The sequence below is a fragment of the Shewanella baltica genome, from assembly GCF_900456975.1.
GTDB lineage: Bacteria > Pseudomonadota > Gammaproteobacteria > Enterobacterales > Shewanellaceae > Shewanella > Shewanella baltica.
The window spans coordinates 3,134,220-3,159,527 of the sequence record NZ_UGYM01000002.1; the positions used below are offsets into that span (position 1 = coordinate 3,134,220).

22 protein-coding genes are annotated in these 25,308 nt (G+C 46.3%); 10 read left to right on the plus strand and 12 right to left on the minus strand.

Features of this window, described 5'->3' with window-relative positions:
• Nucleotides 1–128 precede the first annotated feature (128 nt).
• From DYH48_RS14200 to DYH48_RS14215, 4 genes are all read right to left on the minus strand, one after another.
• The gene (locus DYH48_RS14200) at nt 129–557 is read right to left on the minus strand and encodes a PaaI family thioesterase (protein WP_006085190.1); all 429 of its coding nucleotides are present in this window, start codon (nt 555–557) and stop codon (nt 129–131) included.
• Nucleotides 558–619: 62 nt separating this feature from the next.
• On the minus strand, nt 620–2,329 hold the full coding sequence (locus DYH48_RS14205; RefSeq protein ID WP_006085189.1) for an FAD-dependent oxidoreductase: 1,710 nt from the start codon (nt 2,327–2,329) through the stop codon (nt 620–622).
• 36 nt (nt 2,330–2,365) lie between these two features.
• A complete protein-coding gene (locus DYH48_RS14210) occupies nt 2,366–2,797 on the minus strand; it encodes a transcriptional repressor (protein WP_115335166.1) in 432 nt (143 codons plus the stop codon).
• A 45-nt stretch (nt 2,798–2,842) separates the two neighbouring features.
• On the minus strand, nt 2,843–3,124 hold the full coding sequence (locus DYH48_RS14215) for a DUF134 domain-containing protein (protein WP_006085187.1): 282 nt from the start codon (nt 3,122–3,124) through the stop codon (nt 2,843–2,845).
• Nucleotides 3,125–3,379: 255 nt separating this feature from the next.
• On the opposite strand from DYH48_RS14215, the gene DYH48_RS14220 reads away from it, so the two are divergent.
• Nucleotides 3,380–3,622 (plus strand): hypothetical protein, encoded by a 243-nt coding sequence (locus DYH48_RS14220; protein WP_006080930.1) that lies wholly within the window; start codon nt 3,380–3,382, stop codon nt 3,620–3,622.
• Between the two features lie 143 nt (nt 3,623–3,765).
• On the opposite strand, the gene DYH48_RS14225 is transcribed toward DYH48_RS14220, so the two are convergent.
• On the minus strand, nt 3,766–4,392 hold the full coding sequence (locus DYH48_RS14225) for a fumarylacetoacetate hydrolase family protein (protein ID WP_115335167.1): 627 nt from the start codon (nt 4,390–4,392) through the stop codon (nt 3,766–3,768).
• 208 nt (nt 4,393–4,600) lie between these two features.
• On the opposite strand from DYH48_RS14225, the gene DYH48_RS14230 reads away from it, so the two are divergent.
• Nucleotides 4,601–6,628, plus strand: a complete 2,028-nt coding sequence (locus DYH48_RS14230; protein ID WP_115335168.1) for a methyl-accepting chemotaxis protein — start codon at nt 4,601–4,603, stop codon at nt 6,626–6,628.
• Between the two features lie 158 nt (nt 6,629–6,786).
• Here DYH48_RS14230 and DYH48_RS14235 read toward each other — a convergent pair whose 3' ends face one another.
• The gene (locus DYH48_RS14235; protein ID WP_006080925.1) at nt 6,787–7,800 is read right to left on the minus strand and encodes a succinylglutamate desuccinylase/aspartoacylase family protein; all 1,014 of its coding nucleotides are present in this window, start codon (nt 7,798–7,800) and stop codon (nt 6,787–6,789) included.
• 156 nt (nt 7,801–7,956) lie between these two features.
• Nucleotides 7,957–8,532 (minus strand): MarR family winged helix-turn-helix transcriptional regulator, encoded by a 576-nt coding sequence (locus tag DYH48_RS14240; protein WP_115335169.1) that lies wholly within the window; start codon nt 8,530–8,532, stop codon nt 7,957–7,959.
• A 229-nt stretch (nt 8,533–8,761) separates the two neighbouring features.
• Between DYH48_RS14240 and DYH48_RS14245 the strand changes: the two genes are divergently transcribed.
• Nucleotides 8,762–9,967, plus strand: coding sequence for an MFS transporter (locus DYH48_RS14245; RefSeq protein ID WP_107946924.1), 1,206 nt, complete (start codon nt 8,762–8,764; stop codon nt 9,965–9,967).
• Nucleotides 9,968–10,074: 107 nt separating this feature from the next.
• Here the strand turns inward: DYH48_RS14245 and DYH48_RS14250 are convergent, their stop codons facing one another.
• Nucleotides 10,075–10,638 carry a PhnA domain-containing protein gene (locus tag DYH48_RS14250; protein WP_107946923.1) on the minus strand — a complete coding sequence of 188 codons (564 nt, stop codon included), beginning with the start codon at nt 10,636–10,638 and terminating at the stop codon, nt 10,075–10,077.
• Between the two features lie 134 nt (nt 10,639–10,772).
• Nucleotides 10,773–12,992 (minus strand): TonB-dependent receptor domain-containing protein, encoded by a 2,220-nt coding sequence (locus DYH48_RS14255; protein ID WP_107946922.1) that lies wholly within the window; start codon nt 12,990–12,992, stop codon nt 10,773–10,775.
• Nucleotides 12,993–13,328: 336 nt separating this feature from the next.
• On the opposite strand from DYH48_RS14255, the gene DYH48_RS14260 reads away from it, so the two are divergent.
• Nucleotides 13,329–14,042, plus strand: coding sequence for a DUF2461 domain-containing protein (locus tag DYH48_RS14260; RefSeq protein ID WP_107946921.1), 714 nt, complete (start codon nt 13,329–13,331; stop codon nt 14,040–14,042).
• Between the two features lie 141 nt (nt 14,043–14,183).
• On the opposite strand, the gene DYH48_RS14265 is transcribed toward DYH48_RS14260, so the two are convergent.
• Nucleotides 14,184–14,774 carry a TetR/AcrR family transcriptional regulator gene (locus DYH48_RS14265; protein WP_115335170.1) on the minus strand — a complete coding sequence of 197 codons (591 nt, stop codon included), beginning with the start codon at nt 14,772–14,774 and terminating at the stop codon, nt 14,184–14,186.
• Between the two features lie 212 nt (nt 14,775–14,986).
• Here DYH48_RS14265 and DYH48_RS14270 point away from each other — a divergent pair, with 212 nt between their 5' ends.
• The 5 genes from DYH48_RS14270 to DYH48_RS14290 all read left to right on the plus strand — a co-directional run bounded on the left by DYH48_RS14270 (nt 14,987) and on the right by DYH48_RS14290 (nt 21,787).
• Nucleotides 14,987–15,613, plus strand: a complete 627-nt coding sequence (locus DYH48_RS14270) for a glutathione S-transferase (RefSeq protein ID WP_115335171.1) — start codon at nt 14,987–14,989, stop codon at nt 15,611–15,613.
• 66 nt (nt 15,614–15,679) lie between these two features.
• Nucleotides 15,680–16,348 (plus strand): glutathione S-transferase family protein, encoded by a 669-nt coding sequence (locus tag DYH48_RS14275; protein WP_115335172.1) that lies wholly within the window; start codon nt 15,680–15,682, stop codon nt 16,346–16,348.
• A 238-nt stretch (nt 16,349–16,586) separates the two neighbouring features.
• Nucleotides 16,587–17,978 carry an RsmB/NOP family class I SAM-dependent RNA methyltransferase gene (locus tag DYH48_RS14280; RefSeq protein ID WP_115335173.1) on the plus strand — a complete coding sequence of 464 codons (1,392 nt, stop codon included), beginning with the start codon at nt 16,587–16,589 and terminating at the stop codon, nt 17,976–17,978.
• A gap of 288 nt (nt 17,979–18,266) precedes the next feature.
• Nucleotides 18,267–18,428 carry a hypothetical protein gene (locus DYH48_RS14285; RefSeq protein ID WP_006080915.1) on the plus strand — a complete coding sequence of 54 codons (162 nt, stop codon included), beginning with the start codon at nt 18,267–18,269 and terminating at the stop codon, nt 18,426–18,428.
• A gap of 236 nt (nt 18,429–18,664) precedes the next feature.
• Complete coding sequence (locus tag DYH48_RS14290; protein ID WP_115335174.1) at nt 18,665–21,787, plus strand: NAD(P)-binding protein; 3,123 nt, start codon at nt 18,665–18,667, stop codon at nt 21,785–21,787.
• 144 nt (nt 21,788–21,931) lie between these two features.
• Here the strand turns inward: DYH48_RS14290 and DYH48_RS14295 are convergent, their stop codons facing one another.
• Complete coding sequence (locus DYH48_RS14295; protein WP_115335175.1) at nt 21,932–23,605, minus strand: diguanylate cyclase; 1,674 nt, start codon at nt 23,603–23,605, stop codon at nt 21,932–21,934.
• 246 nt (nt 23,606–23,851) lie between these two features.
• On the opposite strand from DYH48_RS14295, the gene DYH48_RS14300 reads away from it, so the two are divergent.
• Complete coding sequence (locus DYH48_RS14300) at nt 23,852–24,703, plus strand: DMT family transporter (protein WP_115335176.1); 852 nt, start codon at nt 23,852–23,854, stop codon at nt 24,701–24,703.
• Between the two features lie 60 nt (nt 24,704–24,763).
• Here DYH48_RS14300 and DYH48_RS14305 read toward each other — a convergent pair whose 3' ends face one another.
• Complete coding sequence (locus tag DYH48_RS14305; RefSeq protein WP_006085173.1) at nt 24,764–25,303, minus strand: YfaZ family outer membrane protein; 540 nt, start codon at nt 25,301–25,303, stop codon at nt 24,764–24,766.
• Nucleotides 25,304–25,308 lie beyond the last annotated feature (5 nt).

Consider the following 25,308-nt stretch of genomic DNA (forward strand, 5'->3'; position numbering starts at 1 on the left):
GCCGCTGATATTTGTTTTTTTTGGAAACGCTCACGTTATCAATCTGAGATTGCGACTTTATGCTTGAAGCTCTCTAAAAAGTTAATTAATTATTTAAAATCAAATTGATACACAGCTACCTAACAGGGTTAATTTATTACACCTCTCTTAGGTTGAATAAATTTTGCCTTAGCAGTCACACACGCGATATCAGCCACATAAAGTGAGGCTTCCAATTGGTACATTCCCATACGCTGGCTCACGATTCGGCCGACAATTTTAATGGCATCTCCCACCTTTATTGGCGCAACAAAACGCACAGTCATTTCAGCAGTTAATGCTTTTATGCCCTGCATAAACAAACAATGGGTCATAGCGGCATCCACTAAGGAACTGGCAACGCCTCCATGTAGTAGGTTGTTATAGCCCTGAAGCTGGCGATTGACCTTATGATAACCCACAACCTGATCCTTACCGTCAGCAAAAAACTTACACTGCAAAGACAAAGGGTTTTGAGTCGCGTCGCCACAGACAAGGCATTGGCTGTGGCTTTGTTTACAATCTTGATAATTGTTCACGCTGCACCTATTTATTGATGGATGTAAATGGTTTTAAAATCCATCTTTAATGCTGTTCTTCACTAAAAACGTGCATTAACCATTTGATAAGTTTTATAGCCACCACTGAGGTTGCGTACCTTAAAACCATGTTGCACTAACATCCGATAAGCGACATGCCCGCGCAGACCCACTTGGCAAAATACGAGCAGTTCTTTGTCTTTAGGAAGTTCATTGAGCCTGTCTCTCAGTACTGGCAACGGAATATTAATCGCACCAACAATGGCACCCACTGCCGTTAGCTCGCTCGGGTTGCGCACATCGATAATGACTTGTTCAGCCGTCAGATGATCTAGTTCCTGAGAATGGCAAATGGATTCATCACCTAATAAGACGTTTGCAGCCACCATGCCGGCTTGATTCACTACATCACGCGCCGAGCCAAAGGGTGGTGCATAAGTGAGTTCAAGATCGGCTAAATCATAAACTGTCATTCCTGCCCGTTGTGCTACTGCTAACACATCAATGCGTTTGTCGACGCCATCAATCCCAGCGGCTTGAGCCCCTAAAATACGGCCGTTATCAGGGCAAAACAACAGCTTTAGGGTAATGGGATGTGCTCTAGGGTAATAGCTGGCATGGCTAGCGGTGTGCACATAAATCTTTTCAAACGGAATAACTTGCCTTAGCAAACTCTTCTCGTTTAACCCCGTTGAGGCGATTGCCATATCAAACAATTTACAAATTGCAGTACCTTGGGTGGCACGATACAGCTTATTGCCGCCAAGCATATTATCTGCGGCTAATCGACCTTGACGATTGGCGGGACCTGCGAGTGGAATAAGTATTGGATTACCTGTAACAAAATCATCAGTTTCAATCGCATCGCCTACGGCATAGATGTCCGGGTCAGAAGTGCGCATACTGGCGTCAACGTAAATTCCACCGAGCTTGCCTAAGGTTAAACCGCATTCAGATGCTAAGCGGGTTTCAGGCTTAACACCTATGGCAAGGATCACTAAATCTGTAGCTAAGCTGCTGTTATCACTCAAATCTAAATGTAGATGGTAATGAGGAAACACTGGCGTATCGTAGTCATCGGTAATGTCGGATTCAGCCGGTTGAATAGGACGCTCATGAACTGCGGTCAATCCTGTTTTTAAACGTAAATCCACGCCATTATCGACTAATTTTTGATGCAGTATATTGGCCATTTCAACATCGACCGGCCCCATCACTTGGTCGGCAAGCTCTAGTAAACTCACCTCTAATCCTCGATGTCGTAGTGCTTCTGCCATCTCTAAACCAATAAAGCCACCACCGACGACAGTGGCATGCTTAGGTTTATGCAGCAGAAGGTTAGCTAACACCTTATCCATATCGGGAATATTTCGCAGGCTATGCACAAAATGACTATTAATGCCGCTAATTGGAGGTTTGATTGGCGAGGCACCTGGACTTAGCAACAACTTATCATATGACTCTTGATAGACTTCATCTGTGAGCAGATTACGTATGCTTAACTGCTTGGTTTGTCGATTAATTGCAATCACATCATTAAACACGCGCACTTCAATATTAAAACGTGATTTAAAGCTTTCAGGCGTTTGCAGCAACAAGGCCTCTCTAGACTCTATCTCACCGCCAATATGATAAGGCAAGCCACAGTTCGCAAATGAAATAAACTCGCCTCGCTCTAACATGATAATTTCAGCAGTTTCTGATACACGTCTTGCTCTTGCTGCTGCAGATGCGCCACCAGCAACACCGCCTACAATCACTATTTTAGTCATGTTCTTCTCCAATAAAATTAACGAATAATATTTCGTCTATCTACCCGATTTGCTCTCAAGCTTTTGCTTATAATCAAAACAGTGACCATAAATATTAAGGCTGTGATGATCGATACTCATACCGTGACGTTCAGCTGCTAACCATAAACGTAAGTCAATCAAAGGATCGGCAAACTCAACTAACTTGCCGCAAGTTAAGCAGATTAAATGCTCATGACGCGGTTTCCCATTGAGCTCATACATCGCATTTTCAGACTCAAAAAGCCGCCTTACCACTAAGCCGGCTTGTTCGAAATGCGCCATGATTCGGTACACAGTATTCAGGCCCATGGTCTCGCCCTGCGCATTTAACCCCTGATAGATATTTTCGATGGTTAAATGTTGCTTATCGACTTGAGTTAAAAACTTAAGCAACTTGCATCTTTGAGTGGTGACTTTGAGGCCCGAGTCTTTCAATACTGCTTGCATTACACTTACCTAGACACGTCGATACGCGTTACCAGTGTTCAATACTCAGTTGATATTGTTTGTCATCAGCGCTTTACCGTTGATTAAGCTATCAACCACCTTATACCTTGCCCCTTTAACTAAATTCGCCAAGGTTTGACGTGATACACCCATTGATTTAGCCGCTTCCTGTTGCTGCATACCGAGTAAATCAACTAAGCGCATAGCCTCGATTTCGTCCTCGGCCAGCGGCACCTGCTCTAACTGTGTCATAGGAATGCCATTAGGCTTAAAACAGATATTGGCTCTTTGGCCACAAATAGTTCTGGGGATTTTTGGTCTGACCATGTTACACCTCGTTTATAGCATATGCCATTTATATTCGGTTTAGTTCTCATATGCAACCTATATCAGTAGACGAGGAAAATGCTAAAAGCGGCCTAAGCCATGAAAGCACCGTTCGCTATTTGCATTTGAGCTTTTCAATATCACCTAAACTCAGGCTATAATCGCCACAACTAAGGCAAATGCCGATTGACAGCGTCGTGAGTTGCTCATTTTTAAGCCATATCATTCACTCAATTTTTAAGGATTTCACTGCCGATGACAACTGCTTCTACTAGCCCCTTTGCCGTGTTAAATCAAACCACTGCGACCTCGTTCAATGAGCAGAAAAATCTGATTAAACGGGTATTTAAAGGTAAGCCAGTGCAATGTCCTAGCTGTAAACAGACATTAAAAGTGATATTGCCTGAGCAGGCAAAGGCAGAACAAGCGGCAGGAATTTACTGTGCCAAAGGCTGTACTGATATCGAACTCGATATGGAAGCCGTCGCGGGACTCTAGCAAATTAGAATCAAAACTTTTGCCGTAACACTTTCGAATTAACACTACGGCGGTATTACGGATAACACGCCGTAGCAGCATTAATTACTTCGCTATTTATTGATATTGTTCGTGCGAACTTCAACCTTTTCAAGACTCAAGACTCAAGACACTTGCCATTGCCATTCGAGTAAAGGCTCAGCACTCGCTTGCAGACCCCGGCTCAGCGTGACGTTAAATACACTTTTAGCGGGAATCGCTCCCACGCCCTTGGGCGTGCCTGTCATCACAATATCGCCTTCATCGAGACTGATAAACGCTTGCAACTCGGACAAAATGGTCTGAGGTTTGTAGATCATTAAATCGATATGCCCCTCTTGCACCAAGTTGTCGTTGATACTCAAAGAAAAATGCAGCGGCGCCTCGGCATCATCAATCGCCACAAAGGGGCTGAATAATGCGGCCCCATCGAAGGCCTTTGCTCGCTCCCAAGGCAATCCCTTGGCTTTTAACTTGCTTTGTAAATCACGCTTAGTGAGATCTAACCCAACAGCAACGCTGCTAAAGCGGCCATCTTGAAACATAAAACACAGCTCGGTTTCATAGTGCAAGGCTTCACCTTGATGCTCAGCAAGCAATACTGTCGACATCGCCGAATTGGGCTTTAAAAACACCACCATGTCGTCGGGTATGTCATTGCCCAACTCATGGATATGATCGACATAATTACGTCCAATGCAGACAATTTTTGTCGGTACGATACGCTTTTCACCCAACACGACTGATTTCATTTTTAATCCTTTTTACGATACGGTTGAGATTATTTTTAAATAATCAAACCAAGAAGTTAACCTTAACTAGCGCTAAACTCTCAATAGAATAATTCACTTTACTTGTGACGAACTCTGCTACACTTGAATTAATATTTCAATAAAAACAGCGATCTAATCATTAATAAACCCATTTTACAGGGACAGTCATAGAAGAGGTTTTCGCACTATGTTGACGCTTACCATAAAACAAAAAATCATTTTTAGCTTTAGTGCCATCGGCGCCCTGCTCATCGCTGGCAGCAGCTTCTTCTATTATTCACTCTCACAAGTACAAACCGCCTATCAAAATATCGAAACCTTAGCCGTACCGGTGCAAAAGCAGAGTAATAGCTTGCAACTGGTACTGTTGAAAATGTCACGCCTTGCCACCTTGGCCCATAGCCAGCAAGACACAGCCGCCTTAACCAAAAGTCAGCAAGCATTTACAGCGCTGCAGAAGAAATATCAAAGTATCGAAAATGAGTTAACGGAGCGAGTGGCAGATCAACCTAAGATGCAGACTTCCCTGCACGAGGCGCAGGCAAGATACCAAGCCTATTTGCAACAAAGCCAAGCCATGTTTAGTGCGAAACTCGCCAATGAACAAGCAAAGCAGCAATACCAACAACTTTTCCAACGCTTTAACGATGCCAAGACCAACGCCAGTAATGCGATGATCGATCTCGAAACCCTGTCCATCCCCGATAATCCTACTCTGCTCGAAGAGATTGTCGGTACTGGCACGCGTATCGACGACATGTTGTATACGCTAACCAACACTATGGGAGAGCTGATCCACACTCAAAGTTTGGAGGTGATCCAATCGCACCAGCAAGATGTCAGCATCTTACTGGGTAACCTCACCACTAACTTTACCTTTTTAAAACAACAAACTGATGGGCTTGATACCTTAGGCTTGCTGCAAACCTTCGAACAGCAATATGCGATTATCAATACCTTACTCGCAGCGCCTGCCGAGCTTTATAAAACACAACAAGCCGTGGTTGAGGCGCAGCTACAAGCCGAGCAACATTACCTCGATGCCGATAAAGAATTTAACGCCAACAATCTCGCCTTAGACAAGTTAATCACCTTAGCCGATCGCCGATTTAGCAGCCTGCAAACCATTGCCAGCAATGCCATTGAGCAAGGGCAAACCTTAGCGATAGTGCTCGCATTGGTGTTTATCGTTATGGTGAGTTTTATTTCCTTCTTCACCTCCAAGGCCATGCTCAATCCATTAGCCTTAGTGAATGGCGCACTCGCAAGCATCGCCCGTGGGGATTTATCTAAACGCATTCACAAACGCCATGATGATGAATTTGGCGCCCTAATTGATAACATGAATACCTTGAGTGATGATCTTGCCAAGCTATTAACCAATATCAGCCAAAATGCCCATTCGCTGGACAGCTCAGCCACCCAAACCAATGAGCAAGGTCAGCGCATCGCCAATGCCGCAACCGCGCAAATCAGCCGCGTAGATGAAACTAAAGCCTTAGCAGAACTGATGTTTACCAGTTCTAATTTGGTGACAGAACAGGCCAGTGAGTCGGCGAAACAAATTAGCCAAGCCTCGAAATACGGCAATCAAGTGAAGCAAATTGCCGATGATAATCGCAATAAAATTGCCGAACTGAGCGCCCGTTTAAGTAGTTCGGTTGAGGTCATGTCTCGCTTGAGCATTCAAAGCGATAATATTGGCAGCATTTTAACCACCATTAGCAGCATTGCCGAACAAACCAATTTGCTGGCACTGAACGCCGCCATTGAAGCCGCCAGAGCGGGGGAACATGGACGGGGTTTTGCCGTCGTGGCCGATGAGGTGCGATCCCTTGCCTCACGCACCCAAGCTGCCACCGCCGAAATTCAAACCATGATTACGGCCCTGCAAAAAGAGACCTCCACGGCAGCGAGTGCTATTACCACAGGGCAAAATCAGGCAAACGAATGTGTCGGACAAAGCCAAACCCTGCAGGATGCTATCGCCCACATAGAAAGTACCTTACACACGCTCAATGACATGAGTCTAGAGATCACCCACGCCGCCCATGAGCAGTTAGATTACAGTCAACGTATTGAGTCGAGCATGAGCGAGGCAGCGCAAGCAGCAGATCAAAATGCCAATGAAGCCATGGACATGGCCAAACGCAGCAACGAAGTCACCACGCTTGCGCATTCACTCACCAGCTCAGTGGAACGCTTTAAACTCTAGTGAGTTTAGGTTTTTAGTAATGTCGAAAATGGTATTCGTGGGATGACTAGAGACAAGAGTTAGCGAGGTAAAAATAAGCACTTAAAAATGATCACAGAAGTCGCAAAACTATCTTAGCGACTTCTGTGGCTGTCTATCCAATTTCAACACATCTGCAGTTAAGCATATTCCATCAAAAATTCATCGAGCTGTTCGTTAGCCATTTCAATTTCGTCACCTTCAAACTGGGCGATATGGAACATACCCTCGCCTTCGTTGGTAACAGGAATATTGCTGATCCCTATGATGATGCCGTCGGTTGGTGCACGAATGGCCACACTGTCACCGCCGTGGGGGCTGACGATATGGGCGATGATATAACCCTTAGTCACCCGCTGGCCGAGCTTGAGTTTCATATTCACTAAGCCGTCGGATTCGCTGCGCACCCAATAACTTCGAATGGCGCTAACACTCGACCCCTTATTGCTTACCCGTCCCTTCAACATGCCTAAACTGCGCATTACATTGAGCACGCCCTTAAGGCCAGATTTTATCGACAATTCACTGAAACGTAATGCCTCGCCCGCCTCGTACAAAATACACGGAATGCCCTGCTGGTTAGCGTAGCCCCGCATGGAAACACTGCGCGCTTTAGAATGCATAATAAGCGGCGCACCAAAGGCATTCGCCATGGCCAGCATAGTCTCGTCGCTGGTATCACAGCGAATTTGCGGCAAGTTGTCTCTGTGAATCGCGCCCGTGTGCAAATCAATAACATGGGTTGCATGGACTAATAACTGAGTGGCAAAGAGGTTGGCTAACCGGCTTGCCAACGCCCCTTTACTGGAGCCAGGGAAGCAGCGGTTAAGATCGCGTCTATCGGGTAAATAACGGGATTGCTGAATAAAACCAAACACATTTACAATCGGCACCACAATTAACGTGCCCGTCAGATTCTTGGGATTCACTCTGGCTAATAACCGCCGACAAATCTCGATACCATTGAGTTCATCCCCATGAATGGCGGCGCAAACCAGCAAAGTTGGACCGGGTTTGGCCCCGTGAAACACTTCCACATGAATATCGAGTTGCGTATCGGTATACAACTTAGCGGCGGCCAGCTTGATCCCCAGTTGAGTCCCTGCTGTGACTCGTTTACCTGCTAATTCAAATGCTTCACGTCTTTTTACCATGGCAACTCCCTTGTACTATCGAATGTTGTCCCGCGCGGCTGACCCATATTAGCTAATAGCGCTCGGCTATCGCTTATCGCCAGATGTCTAACACTAGAAACTAAAAAATAGAAGCTTAAAACTAGAAACTAAATAATCACGTGAAGTTTAAACGATTTATTGCGGCTCAAATTGGTTCAGCCAAGATTTTAAAATCTGCAGCAACATAGGTCTATCTTCAACGCTCACGCCCGCTAACAATGCACTCTGACATTGAATATGCTGCGGCAAGGCCTTATCAATGAGCGCCTTACCCTCAGCAGTTAACGAGACATGTACGGCGCGGCGATCTTCCTTACTGTGCGCCCGCTCAATCAGCCCCTTATTTTCGAGTCTGTCTAAACGGCTCGTCATAGCGCCAGAGCTTAGCATCATGCTCTGATAAAGCTGTGAAGGTGAGAGTGTAAACGGCTCACCCGAACGCCTTAAGGTGGCAAGCACATCGAACTCGCCCTGACCTAAGCCAAATTCGGCGTGGCATTGCAGCAGTACCACTTCAATATATTTCGTTAAACGCGCGATTCGCCCAAGCACAGCCATAGGGATCAAATCATCAGTCACCCCTTGTTGCTGCCACTGGCCGACAATGCTATCTAAACCATCTTCGCTTTCAAGGCCATCTACTTTGGTGTTCGAAGCCGCTTGGTCTTTATCCGCAGGGCTTGCGTGCGTGAGTGTCGTTTTCGCTGTCATAGCTTTATCTCAACATAAAGATTCTTTATATCATTCTTTACATCTTAGTCATTTTCTCGCAGAATTAAAATATCTTTATATCAAGATACATCTGAAAGAGATTCTTTTTGAACTGTAGCGATGCTGTTTCAAATTGCTGTTATTGAAAGGAAATTATCGTAAATGTGCTAAATGCCGCTACAGGTCACTCTTTCAGCAAATCAAACTCAGCTTATTTTGGAGACAATCCATGCGGTCACCCCAGTCAGAGAAAGCGAATTTATTGCTTCTCGGAATCGCGTTCATTCTTATCGGTCTAAATCTGCGCCCCATTCTCGCTTCCGTCGGGCCTTTACTGCCCAGCATACAAGAGGATATCAGCTTAAGTTTTACCTTAGCGTCTATGCTGACATTGCTGCCCGTGCTCGCCATGGGACTGGGCTGCTTTGCGGGTTTTAGTATCGCTAAACGGTTAGGTTTTAATACCGTGATGACGGGATCGTTGCTCCTGCTGATCGTCGCCACGGCAATGCGTTTTTGGGCGATGGATGCAAGCTGGCTTATCTGCTCGGCATTACTGGCGGGAATCGGTATCGCTCTTATTCAAACCATCATGCCCGCCATGATCAAACTCAATTTCGGTGAACGGGTGCCCTTAATGATGGGGCTTTACGTCACCGCCATTATGGGCGGCGCTGCTTTGGCCGCCAGCAGTGCGCCTTTTATCGGGATGAACTTAGGTTGGCGTGCGGGCTTAGGCCATTGGACTTGGTTAGGCGTAGTGGCACTGGCGCTATGGATGATGGTTAAACATAACGCCGCATTGCCGAATCAAACTGCGGAGCAAACTGTGCAGCTTAGCTTTTGGCGTTTTCGTCGCAGTTGGCTATTAGCGATATTTTTTGCTTTAGGCACAAGCTGTTATGTCTGCGTGCTTGCATGGTTAGCCCCCTACGCGGTCGAGTTAGGTTATAGCCAAACGCAATCGGGATTAGTGTTAGGTTTCTTAACCAGCATGGAAGTGATCGCGGGCTTAGTGTTTCCTTGGCTTGCCAGCAAGTCAACGGACAGACGCGCTATTATTGCCCTACTGTGCTTACTGCAACTCATCGGCTTTATGGGACTCGCACTCGCCCCTCAAGTGTCGCTATTTTTATGGGCGGGACTTGCGGGATTAGGCATAGGCGGAATTTTTCCACTCGGATTAATTGTGACTATGGATCATCAACAAAATCCGATGTTAGCGGGTAAATTAACCGCCTTTGTACAAGGTGTGGGTTATACGATTGCCGCCATTTCGCCTTGGATTGCTGGATTGATCCGCGATAATTTCAATAGCTTTAACAGTGCATGGTTGTTGCTCGGGGGCTTAAGTCTGATGGCGTGGATACTATCTTGGCAATTTAATCCGCAGGGTTATGCACGCCAATATCAAGTCACCCGCTGCGTATCTTAACTCTCTAATTCAAAATAAAAAAACCGCCATGTCGATTAACGAGCATGGCGGTTTTTATGGTGTGCGGCTCGATAAATCGAGCCCACACTAGGTACAACTTAAACAACTTAAGACTTTTTAACGAAGCACGTCAGGATCACAATGCGAGTACCGTTAACACGGCCTTCAATGTGCTCTGGGTTGTTAGTCAAAGCAATGTTACGCACAGCTGTGCCGCGCTTAGCCACAAAGCTAGTGCCTTTCACGTTTAAATCTTTGATGATCACGACCGTATCACCAGCGTTAATCACGGCACCATTACTGTCTAACGTTGGGGTAGTGTCGTCACCTGCGGCGGCAACTTCAGCATCGCCCCACGCTTTTACATCGTCTTCAAGGTAAAGCATATCCAGTAAATCTTGCGCCCAGCTTTCGCCATTTAAGCGCTTAAGCATACGATATGACATCACTTGAACTGCCTGTACAGGGCTCCACATGCTGTCGTTCAGACAACGCCAGTGGTTCATGTCCATGGTATCCGGTGCCGCAATTTGGCCACTGCAGGTTTCACAAATCATGATCTCATTGTCACGGCCATCGGAGGCTGGCAGATCATAAATAGAGAGTTCGATCTCGCTGCCACACAGTTCACACTTGCCGCCACAGCGACTTAGCAATTCATTTTCAGTCATTTTTCTGTTCTATATGCCTAGTAAAACGCGGATTATGCCATAAACCGGCTTTTTTCGGCAGGGGGCTGAGGCAATATAACCCTATCTTTTATAAGTTTTATAAACCGCGCCCACACTGCCTTGGTGATTAATCTTTAAAATTCATAAGCTAAACTCAAGCGAACATCGCGCCCTGCTGCAGGGATCCCATCGGAGAGAAACGGCACCACTTGCAGATTGGTGAGGTTTTTCACCATCAAACGCACGCTTAATCCCTTTAAACCAGCTTGGGGCTCATAGGCGAGGTACAGGTTCTGCAAGAAGTAATTTTCGCTCGGCGACTCGGCATTAAAGATATCGCCATGGGGAACACTGGTTTGCGCATCATACCAAGCGCCCTGCCAAGCCACTGAAATATCATCGGTAATATACATGCCTAAACGCAGACGAATATCGAGCGGCGCCATGTTGGCTAAATACTCGTCGTCATCTTGGCTGTCTCTGAGTGACCCATTGTGTTGTCCTTGCAGCCATGAAACCGCCAGATCACTGAACACGTCTTGATAGCGATATTGGGCCTCAAAATCAGCACCGTAAATATGGTAGCCATCAAGATTGGTATACCCACTTTGAATTAACTGGGTTTTATCAGACTTAGCCCCACGGCGCTGGGCGATATCATCGCGGCCTAGGTTGGCAAACAGAGTGAGCTGCGTCGACAGCGCATCATCGTTGGCAAGCAGATGCTGGTGCTGTGTCATCAAGCCTAGCTTGAAAGCGTGTAAGCGTTCGACATCGATGTCGCGACTCGTGCCGGTAATGCTGGCTTTGGCGTATTGCACGGCATAAATCTCATCCACCACAGGGGCTTGCAAGCTATAGGCGTAATCAAAGTTTAACCGAGAGTAGTTTGTCAGTTGATAATCTATGCCTAATCTTGGTGAAAACCCCGAGTGGTGAGTCGAGCTATAATCGTGACCCGCGCTGATGTCGTTATAATCTGGCGCAATATTTGGCCGACCTATGCTGTAGATAAAGTCATATCGCAGCGAGGGAGTGACGGTTAAGTCGTTGGTGAGATGAATCGCGTCGCGAACATACACGGCATAAGTGTCTTGGCGACCTTCAGGTTGATAATAAGGTGTGTACCAGCCAAAGTTTTTCTCAGGATTCTTCTCATAACTCTTGTTAAACACAAGCGAAGTACGGTCGAGACTGCGGTACTGCAATCCTGTGGTGATCTCGTGATCGCCAATCAAACTCAAGTTGTTGATATCAATATAATCACGTTTGTAATCTAGCCAAGATTCGTGGCCGAAGTTGCCTACGGAAACCGTCATTTTCTCCCACGCAATATCGGGTCTTACCCAGTGGCGCGCATTCGCCGAATGGGAGATCACCACTTGGGTATCAATCAGCGGATTGCTCGGCGAATAACGATAATTGGCAGACCAAGTGTTGTCTTCATAGGTGTTATAGGCGGTTGTGGCATACAGCGCCTGCTCGTAGGAGCCGTACTTTTTGATGTTGTAGTCTGAGATGGCAGGCATGGGGCCACGGCGATTGGCCCAAGGTTTGCGGCCCTCATCGAGATAATGGGTCACGCTCAAGGCCAGTTGGTGATCGCCCTGCTCATAATCAATCTTGCCTAGGTAGTTATCTTGCTCATAGCCCGAATATTCAAACTCATCGCCATTGGCTAAAGTCACATCCCCCGCATCACGGCGTGTAAGGTGCAACAAACCCGATAAGTGTGGATTCACCCTGCCATAGACAGTTCCCGTATAACCCACAGCGTCATTATTACTGGCGTAGCTGGTTTTAACTCGCGCGCCAATCGCTTGATCGTATTTAAGAAAATCATCGGCCGATTTAGTGACCACATACATGGCCCCACCAAAACCGCCATTGCCCGAGCGCACGTCATGGGCACCTTTGATCACTTCCACTCGTTTGATGAGATCAGGATCGAGGAAAAATGAGCCATAGCGATACTGCTCAAATCCCACCGGAGCATTATCCACATAAACGTTAAAATCTTCGGTCTCGCCAAAGCCCCAGATATTAATCCGCTCACCGCCGCTGCGGGTGCCACCATCGATATGGGCCCCCGCCATATCATCAATCACTTCGGCGAAGGTCGTCGCCTGCATCTCCTCGATTTGTTCCATGGAAATAATCGCTTCACCAGGTTTAGCGACTGTGATGGCCCTACGATATTGCTGCCCATGAACCTGCAGGATTTCAATCGGCTCAACCTTAGGCTCGCCCAATACCTCATTTGCGTACAACGGCATTGAGGGCAACAAACATAATCCCATCAGCGACAGATTTCTATTCGCTTTCCATTTCCCAAATTTAGGCAGGCAACCCATTCAACGTCTTCCTATTAACAAACTAATCTAAAAATAGGGCGGCATTATAGGCACTAATGAAGAAGATAAGAATAGTTCTCACTTGGCTTTACGTGTAAATAACGGACTGGTTGAAAACAGAGAGAAGCGGCGCACTCCAAAAAATTTAAGTGAAGATCTTGTCGAAGGATGGCAGTATTAGTGCCATATTTGACAGCCTTTCATCCTCTTAAGAGTGTACGACTTCGCAATACGAGTGAATATACGGGCGACTCGCCTGACGTTCGCCCTGCTTGTATCTAGGCGCATCTAGGCTGTTGGCACTCGTTTCAAATGCATTAATAAGGTTCACCGATAATGGCCACGCTCACGACTAAAATCCCTATTGCGACAGGTGCAACGTTCAGCCCAGCGAGTTTGCAATTTTTAAATCAACTGGCGCAAAACAACTCCCGCGACTGGTTTAAAGCCCATCAAGCAGAATACGAAGAGACAGTGCGAACCCCTGCGCTGCAGTTTATTGAGCAAATGCAGCCCAGTATTCTCGCCCTCTCGCCTCGGCTCACTGCCGTGCCGAAAAAAGTCGGTGGCAGTCTTATGCGTCCCCAACGAGACAGCCGTTTCAGCAAAGATAAAACGCCCTATAAAACCAATGTCGGTATTCAATTCCGCCATTTTCAGGGCAAAGACGTGCATGCGCCGGGACTGTACTTACACATTGCCGAAGATGGCTGTTTTATTGCCGCAGGGATTTGGCACCCAGAATCGAAAGCCTTAAATGCCATTCGCACTTGCATCGATGAGAACCCCAACGGCTATAAAAAAGCGCTACAAACCATACAAAGTAATGGATTTAACATGGATGGCGATAGCTTAACTCGACCACCAAAGGGATTTGATAAAAACCACCCTATGCTGGCCGAGCTAAAACGCAAAGATTTTATCGCCATAAAAAATATCGCTTTTGAAGAACTCTGTCGCCCAGATACCGCCAGTTTCTGTGCCGAGCAATTTGCGCACTGTACTCAATTGATGGCCTATCTGTGTTTCGCGCTGGACTTGGATTTCTAGACAATAGGATTTTAAAAATAGACTTTTAAAAAGCAAAATGGCCTAGACAAAAATCTAGGCCATTAAAACAGCAACTTGTGCCGTTAAACGGCTTGATTTGCACTTAAGCATTTGTAGTTAAACTGCATAGTTAAACTGCACTTAAACTTTTGTATTTAAACTGCCTATGTAGCCCTGCAATACCGCGAATGCATTGTCTAGCAGTTCATATTCACCCGCTTTACCTAACACTCTAATCCCTTGTAATTGCAGTACTAAAAATGCAGCGACCTGATGCGGCTGTACATTGGCCAATAACTCACCTCGCGCTTGGCAGTCCTGCAACACTTGGGTGAATGAGGTATGTAATCGGCAAAATAACCGCTGACATTCCTGCAGCACACTCTCATCGTCGAGGCTCTTTTCTAATACGGCATTTTGCATAAAACAGCCGTATTTCTGTTCCCGCTGCAGGGCAACAAAGCGCGCTAGATAAGCTGCTATTTCGGCCAAGCCTGCTTTTTCATGCAGCAGAGTATCTGAGGCACCAAAAGAGTAGTTATCAAGGTAGAAGCTGAGGCACTCGCGGTAAAGATTCTGCTTGTCACCGAAACTGTTATAAAGGCTAAATCGATTAATGCCTAAATGGCCGACGAGATCGGAAATTGAGGTTTCGGCAAAGCCCTTTTGCCAAAAAAGCTCCATCGCTAATATGAGTTTTTCCTGCCGATCAAAATTACAACTTCGTGCCATAAGCCTGCGACCTAATCTCTTGAATACGCGCTCACAATCAGCTTTACCACTCCTCTTTACCACACTCTTCTTTACTACAGAAAGTTGAGGGGCAAATCATTCTTGACTGATCGTTTAGATATGACGTAAATTCTATCCTAACCGATCGTTCCGTTAAAGCCTTATATGCTCAAATCGAGCATAAAGCACAGATAAAAACTACAGGACTTTAGATGAAACTCTACGAATTAGCTCCGACTCCCAGCGCGCGTCGCGTCAGTATTTTTCTTGCGGAAAAAGGCATAGAAGTGCCAAGAGTGAACGTCGATATCCGCGGAGGAGAAAATTTAAGTACCGAATTTAAAGCCAAAAGTGTAAATGGCCGCATTCCATTGCTCGAACTCGATGATGGCAGCTACCTATGTGAATCCGTTGCCATTTGCCGCTATTTAGAAGAAATCCACCCAAGTGTTCACTCGCTGTTTGGTAATACGCCACTTGATCGCGCCAAAGTAGAAATGTGGCAACGTATCATAGAGTTACAAGGCTTAATGGTTGGGTTTCAAGCCTTTCGTAATTTAAGCGGTGTCTATAAAGACAGGGAAAATTGTGTCGAGTCTTGGGGCGCAGAATCACGCCAAAGGGTCATTGACTTCCTACCAAGCTTAGACCAACAATTAAGCAAGTCGCCCTTTGTGGCAGGCGATGAATTCAGCATTGCCGATATTTCGGCTTACGTTTTTATCAGCTTTATTAAGAATTTAGATATTGAAGTCACTGACAGCTTGCCGCATCTTAAGGCTTGGTTCATCACTATGGCGCAGCGTCCTGCCATAGTATCGTTAACCCCTAAAAAATAGCGGCACGAATGCTTGAATGGGCACTAAAGTGAGTAGCTATAAGCGTTATAACCTAAAGGAATCATAATGATAGATTTATACACAGCCGCGACCCCTAACGGTTTTAAAATCTCCATCGCACTGGAAGAAATGGGGCTAGAATATCGCGTCCATAAGCTAGATTTCAGCACCAATGAACAAAAACAGCCTGAGTTTATTGCCATTAATCCAAATGGCCGAATTCCCGCCATTATCGACCGCGACAACGAAGATTTTGTGGTATTCGAATCCGGTGCAATTCTGCTGTATCTCGCCGAAAAAACAGGTAAATTCCTGCCAGTCGATCCTAAAAAGCGCTCTCAGGTTATTCAATGGTTGATGTTCCAAATGAGCGGCGTCGGACCCATGATGGGCCAGGCAAACGTATTCTTCCGATACTTCCCAGAAAAAATCCCCGCAGCCATTGACCGTTATCAAAAAGAAGGTCGACGTTTATTCGAAGTCATGAATACTCAACTCGCGACAAATCAATATCTTGCTGGTGACGAATACACGATTGCCGACATTGCCACTTGGCCTTGGGTACGTATCCACGAGTGGAGCGGCATCAATATGGAAGGTTTGACCCATTTGCAACGTTGGTTAGATGAGTTAGCGCTCAGACCTGCGTGCCAAAAAGGCATAATCACGCCGCCACCGGTGGAAATGAGCGATGAAGAACGGGCTAAGCAAATCCAAAAGATGGTGACGAAATAGTCATCTGCTAAACGGTCATTGCGCGAATAGCCCGCAAATAACCGTTAGGTACTGAATGCACCATGAGTCTCAGTGACTCAACCACAAAAAGCCCCGTTAGCTGATGCTAATTCGGGGCTTTTTTACTGCCTGTTATCGGGCAAAACTGCTACACTCTGCGCCACTTATTTTTCCCCTCTGTTCAGCTATGCCTCTTACATAAAGGCGCAGTCACAGAAGCATGATCTAGGCTAAATTTATGGGTAATCCAAGCAGCTTCTCTTCCGGTATAGCATCTAACTCAGTCACATCATCGGCGTTAAATGTTCAGGCAAGCACTCCAGCGCAAAAACGCGCACTCAGTTACGCCAGTACAATTAAGCAATTATTCGATGAAATTCAAAGCAGTAAAATGCCCGCCGACCGTATTCTGGCAAACTACTTTAGAGAACATAAAAAACACGGCTCGAAGGATCGTAAAGTCATTCGTGAATCCTTATTTAGTCTGTTCCGCTGGTGGGGATGGTTTCAGCGATTAGGCGATCAGCAAGAATCAGCCGTTTATTTTGCCAGCCTAAGCGCCAGTGCCCTATTGGAAGCTCACGCATGGCAAGATATTGCCAGCGCTTGGCATGAGTTATCACAATCGCCCATCGATTATCAGCAAGCTCAAGCACTTACTGTTGAAAGTCTCGACGACAAACTGGCACTGATACAGTATTTATTCCCTGCGACTGAGTTTAAGGCACAGGATTTATTACCCGACTGGTTCTGGCAAGTATGCCCTGTTGATACAGCGCAGCAAACGCAATTAATTGCAGCTATGTCTAGTCGCCCGCCGATTTGGGGACGCGCGCAAGGGATCACGAGTCAAGATGCAGCGACACAACTGCAAGCGCTCGGCATAGAAGCGAGTTATGGTCATTACTTTAGCGATGCCATCAATCTTGGCAGTAAGAGTATGAATCTTAATGAAATCGCCCTGTATAAAGACGGTAACATCGAGATCCAAGATTTGGCTTCACAGGTCATAGGGCAAATTTGCGCGCCTGAACCCGATGCCCATTGGTGGGATGCCTGTAGCGGTGCTGGCGGAAAAACCCTACAACTGCGCTCTTTGATGTTAGCTAAAGCTGCTGATAACCAAACGTCATCTGCGGGCAGCATCATATCGTCCGATATTCGCTCCAATGCCCTAGAAGAACTCACTAAGCGCGCCCAAAGAGCCCACTTTAAGGGCATTAGTGTGGCCCGTTGGAAGAGTGATGCCCTCCCCGTGCCTGCGGATCATTTCGACGGTGTGTTAGTCGATGCCCCGTGCAGTTGTACTGGCACTTGGCGACGTAATCCTGATATGCGTTGGTTGGATGGTGTTGAAGCCGTGGCCGATAAAGCCGCGTTACAGCTCGATATTTTAAGCCGCAGTAGCCGCGCAGTTAAGGCCGGCGGCATCCTCGTTTACGCCACTTGCTCCTTGTCGACCATTGAGAACCAAGACCTGGTAACGGCGTTTTTACAGCAACATCCAGAGTTCACGCTCACGCCGATACGCCATCCTTTTAGCGGTGAACAAACAGAAATGTTGACCGTGTGGCCCTTTGAGGCCAACAGCGATGGCATGTTTGTCGCACGTATGCTCCGCAGTAAGTAACACTAACTCATTATTTTGTATCAAAACTTGGCGTCCTCCTTTCTGGGCGCCAAGTTCAATCGAATAATGTGACTTACGATTAAAATCAGATTTACTCTTTTATTATCATAAAGATAAGCCACATCCTCCCAGTTAAAATCACAGATACGTTTATTTCAGTGGCAAGATATGGCTCTTGGGCAAAACTTTTCACCATCAATGATGAAATATTTCGCTTTAGCTTCATCTCACCTTTGGGTAAAAAGATCGGGTGCTGCGAATGGCACAGGTATTTTTGGAATTTTGACCATGTCACACTCCTATGAATTTGACGACGATGATGCGCCATGGGGCGATAACGTCAAAGGTAAGCAAAAGAATAAACGCGTGAAACAGCGCCGCAGGGATACTAAGCGACGTTACTCGGACGATAATACAGAGGTGGATTTCTACCAAAATAAATCGAAGTAACTGAACCTAAGTCCCCTAGCCCCACGGGTTTGTTTAACGAATTCGTTCTGTGCTGAACCTGCCAAATCTGAGCAAGTTGGATAACATCCAACTTGCTACTCAATCCTGTTACCCCCTCTCAAATTCTTAATAAATCAATTGTAAAATCAATGGGCTTAATAGCTTATTTGCCCTATGCTTTTTGGGTTATAGCTTTCAAATCATTGGACTTACACTGAAATTTAAGGATGAACGCCATGGAAAAACAGCGCCCCGACTTTATTTATCCCCAAGGCAGTATGTTGATGCACTCCCCCTTAGTGTTAAATAAAGCCGATATGTACGGTTTTTTTCTGAAGGGGAAACAGGTAAATCTCCAACGCTCTATCGATAAGACCTTGAATCAAGTTGCCGGTAGTGCAATGTATTTTAAAGTGTTATCGCCCTACGTACTGACAACCTTCACTCAGATTGAAAAAGCTTACTCCGCGTATCCAGAAGACAGAGCCAAAGGTTGGATCCAAGAAACGGACATCATCACTTGGGTCATGGTCGGGCGCCAAGATAGCAGCGACAGCACACAAATCAGCCAAGTCTACTTTCAGCCGCTACACATTTGGGTGAACGATGCCATGGCCTTAATTAATGGCCGTGAACTCTTTGGTTATCCTAAATATCTATGTGAATACACTATGCCAGCTGTGGGTGAGCCTCTGACGCGATTATCCCTTGCTGCCAAAAGTTTTTTACATTTCTCACCAGAAACTGAACTCGCCCTGCATCCATTGATTGAAGTGAATTGCGATGCCAAACCCGAGGCGCAGCTTTCCACCCTTGAAGCGATAACCCAAACCTGGCAACTCTTTAAAGAACAAACCGATTTCATACCAGAGCTCGACCAGCTCGGCGAAGAGCAGCTGTTTCATCTGCTATTTAAACCCGCAATCGATCAAGTATTTCTAAAGCAGTTCCCCGACTCATCTGGGCAAAAAGCCGTTTATCAAGCCATCGTCGCCGCACCTGCCCAAGTGAATAAAGTGCACAGTGTTGCCCTGCTCAAAAATGATTTTGTCGCGACCATTTTTGATAATGCCAGCTTCCCGCTAAAGGAAACCTTAGGCGTCGAGATTGGCGAGCAGCATGTCTTACTGCCTTACCATGTGAACTTTGATTTTGAAGTGCCACCCGGTGAAGTATTAGTCGATAACTCCGAAATCAAAAAACAGAAAATCGCCATTCTCGGTGGCGGTGTCGCGGCGATGACCGCTGCCTGTTATCTGACCGACAAACCCGGCTGGCAGAATCAATATGAGATTGATGTCTATCAACTCGGCTGGCGTATCGGTGGCAAAGGGGCAAGCGGCCGCAATGCTGCAATGGGACAACGCATTGAAGAACATGGCTTACATATTTGGTTTGGTTTTTATCAAAACGCGTTTGCCTTAATGCGTAAAGCTTATGAAGAATTAGATAGGCCAGAAGGAGCGCCGCTCGCGACCTTTTTTGATGCCTTTAAACCCCATAACTTCATCGTATTACAGGAAGAAGTCGAAGGCCGCTCGGTAAGCTGGCCAATCACTTTCCCTACACTACCGGGCATCCCTGGTGATGGCACCGAAACCCTCACCTTCTGGAAAGTCGTTAAAGTCGCCTTTGCGTGGATAAAGGAATGGCTCAAGGACATGGATGACTTGCTTGATGCCGATGAAAAAGCCATGGGAACACCTAAAAACTGGCTCGATAGCAGCTGGTTTGAACGCTTAAAAGATAAGTTAGAAGATTCAGTCGAAGATGCCAAAGAATCACTCGACGCGCTCGGCGATAAGCTCGAATGCCATTTCAATCAAATGATTGGCCGCGAGTGCGATGAGCATGTCCACAGTGAAAGTGACGATGGCTTTGTCGAATCGGCCGTCGATGCCCTGCATAAACGACTCGTCAAACGCTTTAGCGGCCATTTAGATAACAATGACGAACTGCGCCACTTGTACATCGCCGCCGATCTGGGGCTTACGATACTCAAGGGCATGTTTGCCGATGATGTGTTTGAAAAAGGCTTCGATGCCATTAATGGTTATGATTACCGCGAATGGCTAACCAAACACGGTGCCAGTCTTAAGTACACAGTCGACAGCGCACCCGTGCGTGGTTTTTACGACTTAGTCTTCGCCTATGAAAAAGGCAACTTCGACAAACCCAATGTCGAGGCGGGGACAATTATCCGCTCTATGCTTCGTATCGCCCTGTGCTATCAAGGTGGTGTAATGTGGAAAATGCAGGCCGGCATGGGCGATGTGGTCTTTACGCCTTTCTACGAAGTGCTCAAACGCCGAGGTGTCAACTTCCACTACTTCAATCGCGTCGATAACCTCGAATGCCGCAATCAAAGCGTTCAAGCGATTGAAATCACCGAGCAAGTTGCCTTGGCACCGACAGTCACAAGCTACGATCCCTTGGTCGATGTTAAAGGTCTCGCCTGCTGGCCGAGCACGCCCAATTATGAGCAACTTGAGCCTGAACAAGCTGCGCTGCTTAAAGCCCATAATATCAATCTGGAACACTTCTGGAGCGATTGGGACAGCGTATATGAAACGCACTTTGGCAAAGCCCTGCCGAAAAAGCGCTTAGTCAAAGGTGTGGATTTCGACAAAGTCATCTTCGGTCTTTCCATCGGTTCAGTGCCCCATGTGGCGAGTGAAGTGATGGCACAAAGCCCAGCCCTCACACTTTGCGTTGATAAGGTGCAAACCGTTGCCACTCAAGCCTATCAACTGTGGATGAACCAAGATCTTAATGGAATAGGCTGGCCGAATTACTCTGAAGATGGCGAGGAGCCAGTATTATCGGGCTTCACCGAACCCTACGATACTTGGGCATCGATGAACCAACTGCTAGACAAAGAAGATTGGCGCGGCTTAGAACCTAAAAATGCCAGCTACTTTTGCTCGGCATTGCCTGTCGAAGCCTATCCACCAAGCTCGGATGTGGATTTTCAACAACGGAAAACCTTAGAAGCTAAAGCCGGTGCTATCCACCAGCTCAATACCGAAATCCATAAACTTTGGCAAAATGTCGGTGATAGCTTCCCTTGGGAATGGCTTCACGATGAACAAGACCGTCAAGGCGTTGCCCGTTTCGATAGCCAATATTGGCGCGCAAATGTGGACCCATCCGAACGTTATGTGTTGTCGGTTAAGGACAGTTCGCAGTATCGCATCACAACAGATGGAACAGGGATAGATAACTTGTATATGACGGGCGATTGGATAAAGACAGGTCTCAATGTGGGCTGCGTCGAAGCGGCGACGATGGCGGGTATGCACACCTCAAAAGCAATATCGGGTCATCCCGTCTTGATAAAGGGCGAGAAAGACTTCTAAACTCGTACTTATAGACCGAGGACAACACTCAGCTTAAGGTAAAAATAAAACGGCGCAGAATTTATCTGCGCCGTTTTGTTTTACCTAACTTTTATCTAGCTTTTATCTCGCATCCATTGCAAACCATTTGATTGAACGCAGTCGCTAGCTTAAATGCAGTCTCACATCGACCCCGCGCGTATCGACATACTCTTGGCGGCGCTTATCCATTCGCGATTGGTACAAGTTAGTGTCAGCAGAACGCAGCCATTCATGGGGATCGGCCACCTCAGAGTTTAACGAGATCCCAAAACTACACTGACAATCCTTAAAGCCTTGGCTGGCTAATTGTTCGCCTAAACCATTTAACGAACTCAGCAATAGCGGGATCCCAGCCGAAGACGTCACAACCACAAACTCATCACCACTAATACGATAAAGCTTTAAATGCGCTAAGTCCGTTGCTTGCAATAACTGCACTACCACTTGCAGTAATCTATCGCCCTCTTGATGGCCGAGCGTTTCGTTAACACTTTTCAGGCTATCGATATTCAATAGCGCTAACGCCATAGGCTGCACTACTTTATCGGCGAAGCCTAATTGAGAGTTCATATATTCATCAAAGGCATAACGATTACCGACTCGGGTCAAGCCATCTAAGCGGGCCTTTTCCCACGCAATCGCAAGCTCTTCAATATGCGCCTTACGTTCCTCTGCGAGTAACTTAAGCTTATTCGCTAACGCTAAGGACAATAGCAGCGCATCAGCCGTGCCGCCCATCAGCGTCGCCAGCTCCGCATGTTCGATAAAATCAGGGGTTAGCCCCATATTCCCGGGCAAAATAATCACCGCAGGCAAGAGTAAACAAGTAAAGGCGAGAATAAAATAACGCGCTGGGGCAAAGCCTTTCATCAAGCACACATTACCGCAGGTAATCGCTAAGGCAATCCACAGCATGATCAGCACTGAGGCAATAATCGCCGTATAGGGCAACAACCAAATACTGGTCGGCAAAGCAACAATACAAGCAAACATCAAATACTGACTAAGGCGCCACAATCGTGGTGAGTAGCTAGGCAGCTGCAAGAAGTGCTTGTAAAACATGATATTAAAAATCGGCAAACTGATAAAAAACAGATGGTGCAACTCAAGGTAATGGAAATTAAACAAGTGCGCCGGCAAATGGAAGGTCAGTGCCCAGCCACCAAAATACGCGAAGACATAAAGACCATAATAAAGAAAAGCTTTATCGAGAATAGATATATAAATCAGAAGATTATATAAGGCGATAAATAATAAGCCGCCTAAGCACAGCAGCACTGCCATGGCGAGGCGATCAGACATCAACTGATGATCCGTCAAGCTTTGCAGAGCTATCTCGGGAGGAGATGAGTAATAACGGCTACTGAGCTTAACCAACAGCCAATAATCCGTGCCCATATTCAAGGTGACCTTACGGCCATAATCGAATAAAAATTCGTAGGGGGCACTGTAGCCGCTGTGGGCATGCTGTGAACTGCCATCACTGCCGAGTATCCAATAATCTACGGATTCGATAATCGAATTACTCGCATCAACTACCCAATTCGACTGACGTTGATTGACCATCACAGGCGTGATCATCCAATAGTCACCGCCGGTTAAACTCACAGAGTTAGCTTCATCGAGTTGGCCCATCCAATTGGGCACAGCATCAAACTGTTTTGGGGGCTGTTGATCCGCTTGAGCATGGAACAAATACGGCGAGTCCAACGCAATTTCAGCGCTTAATACAGAGGGACTTAATGTCCATATAAAAAGTAAAAAACACCAAAATAGGGTTTGTTTAAGTTTGTTCATCGGCTTATTAAGTTAAGGGGCCATAGATCATTTATACAGCTATGAAGTAAATGCTAATGCTGTCAATCTTAGTTGATAGTTGGAATTGTAGGTTAACTTTATGGCCACATTTAGTTTTTTACAATCAGTTAGGCTAAATTAGTCGAATATCCCATGCCGTATGGAGCTATTTTAGTCTCAAAGTCCAAACCGTGGCCTGAAATCCAAAATACAACTTAATACTGACTTATTTTTTGCTGGGATCCTATGCAGCCTCTATTGATGATTTTAGCCGCACAACTCCTGATTGCCAGTGGCAACCTCTTGGTCAAGTTGCTTGAAAATGATGCCCCGGTGTTCCAACTGGTGCTCTACAGACAACTCTTTGCCACCTTGCTAGTGCTGCCTTTTGTGTGGCGCTTGCAGGGTAATCTCAAACTGAGCCCTTATTACAAAGTGCATCTTGCCCGCGCCCTATTGATTGGGCTCGGCAACGCCATTTTTATGCTCGCCATTTTGCATCTTCCCCTCGCAACGGTAACCGCCGTGATTTATACCTCACCTTTGTTACTCCTCGTGCTTTCTGCGTTATTTTTGCATGAACGCATAGGCTATCGACGCTCAGTTGCGGGGATCATTGGCTTTACTGGCATTCTACTTATCAGCCAACCAACCGAATTTAACCTGTATATAGGTTTAGCCTTTTTCGGCGCTATGACGTCGGCGTTGAATAGTTTGATTTTAAAGGCCTATTCGACCCATGAACATCCTTTCTCTATGCTCTTTTGGTCTAATGCCTTTGCGATGATATTTCTGATACCGGCGACCTTATACGAAGGCGCGGACTTTAGTTTGCCAGTGGCACAGGTGGGATTAACGTTGGGACTATTTTATATTGGCATGACCTATCTCATCATTCACGCCTATCGACGTGCCGATGCGAGCCAAATGGCGCCTGTAGAATATACCGGATTGATTTTTGCGGCCTTGTTCGGCTGGTTGATACTCGATGAAGAACTCAGCCTAGTGATGTTAATCGGCATCGGATTAGTCATTTTTTCATCCATATTGCCCAGCTACAGCGAGCTAAAAGCAAAATGGAAAAGCCGGCGAAGTTGACCTCGGCCGGCTCTTTACATCGACTGCTAAGTTAACGCAGCGAGATCAAAACGATTTGTTTTAGAAGCGGAATTTGCCGCCAATATACACGCCATCTTCGAAAGTGAAATCGCGCGCATTATCGTACTCATAGGCAATCTTGCGATAACCAACATAAAACGCCATGTTTGGCGTTACGCGGTATTGCACTTTTGAATCGAGCTCATATTGACCATCAACATTACCAAACGATAAGACTGACGGTGCGTAGTAAGCGGCGGCGTGTAATGAAATATTAGGTCCCATAGATAGCGCATAACGGCCACCAACAGAAATGGCGCTACCATTTGGAGAATAGTCAGACCAAAGCTGACTTAACTTAGCGCCAACTTCAAAGTGATGCACGCCCACATCATGGGTCATGTGCATTGCACCTTGGGCAATATGGCCGCCCTCGTCGGCATAGATATAACCTAACACTGCATTAGTATCTTTGCTCAATTGCAGTTCTAACTCAGTAGAAACCACATCGTTGTTCAACCCAAGATTAAATTCTGACGCATTCACTTGCAGCGCTGCCGCACTCAATAATAAAACACTTGCTACTCTGAACTTAGCCATAAAAA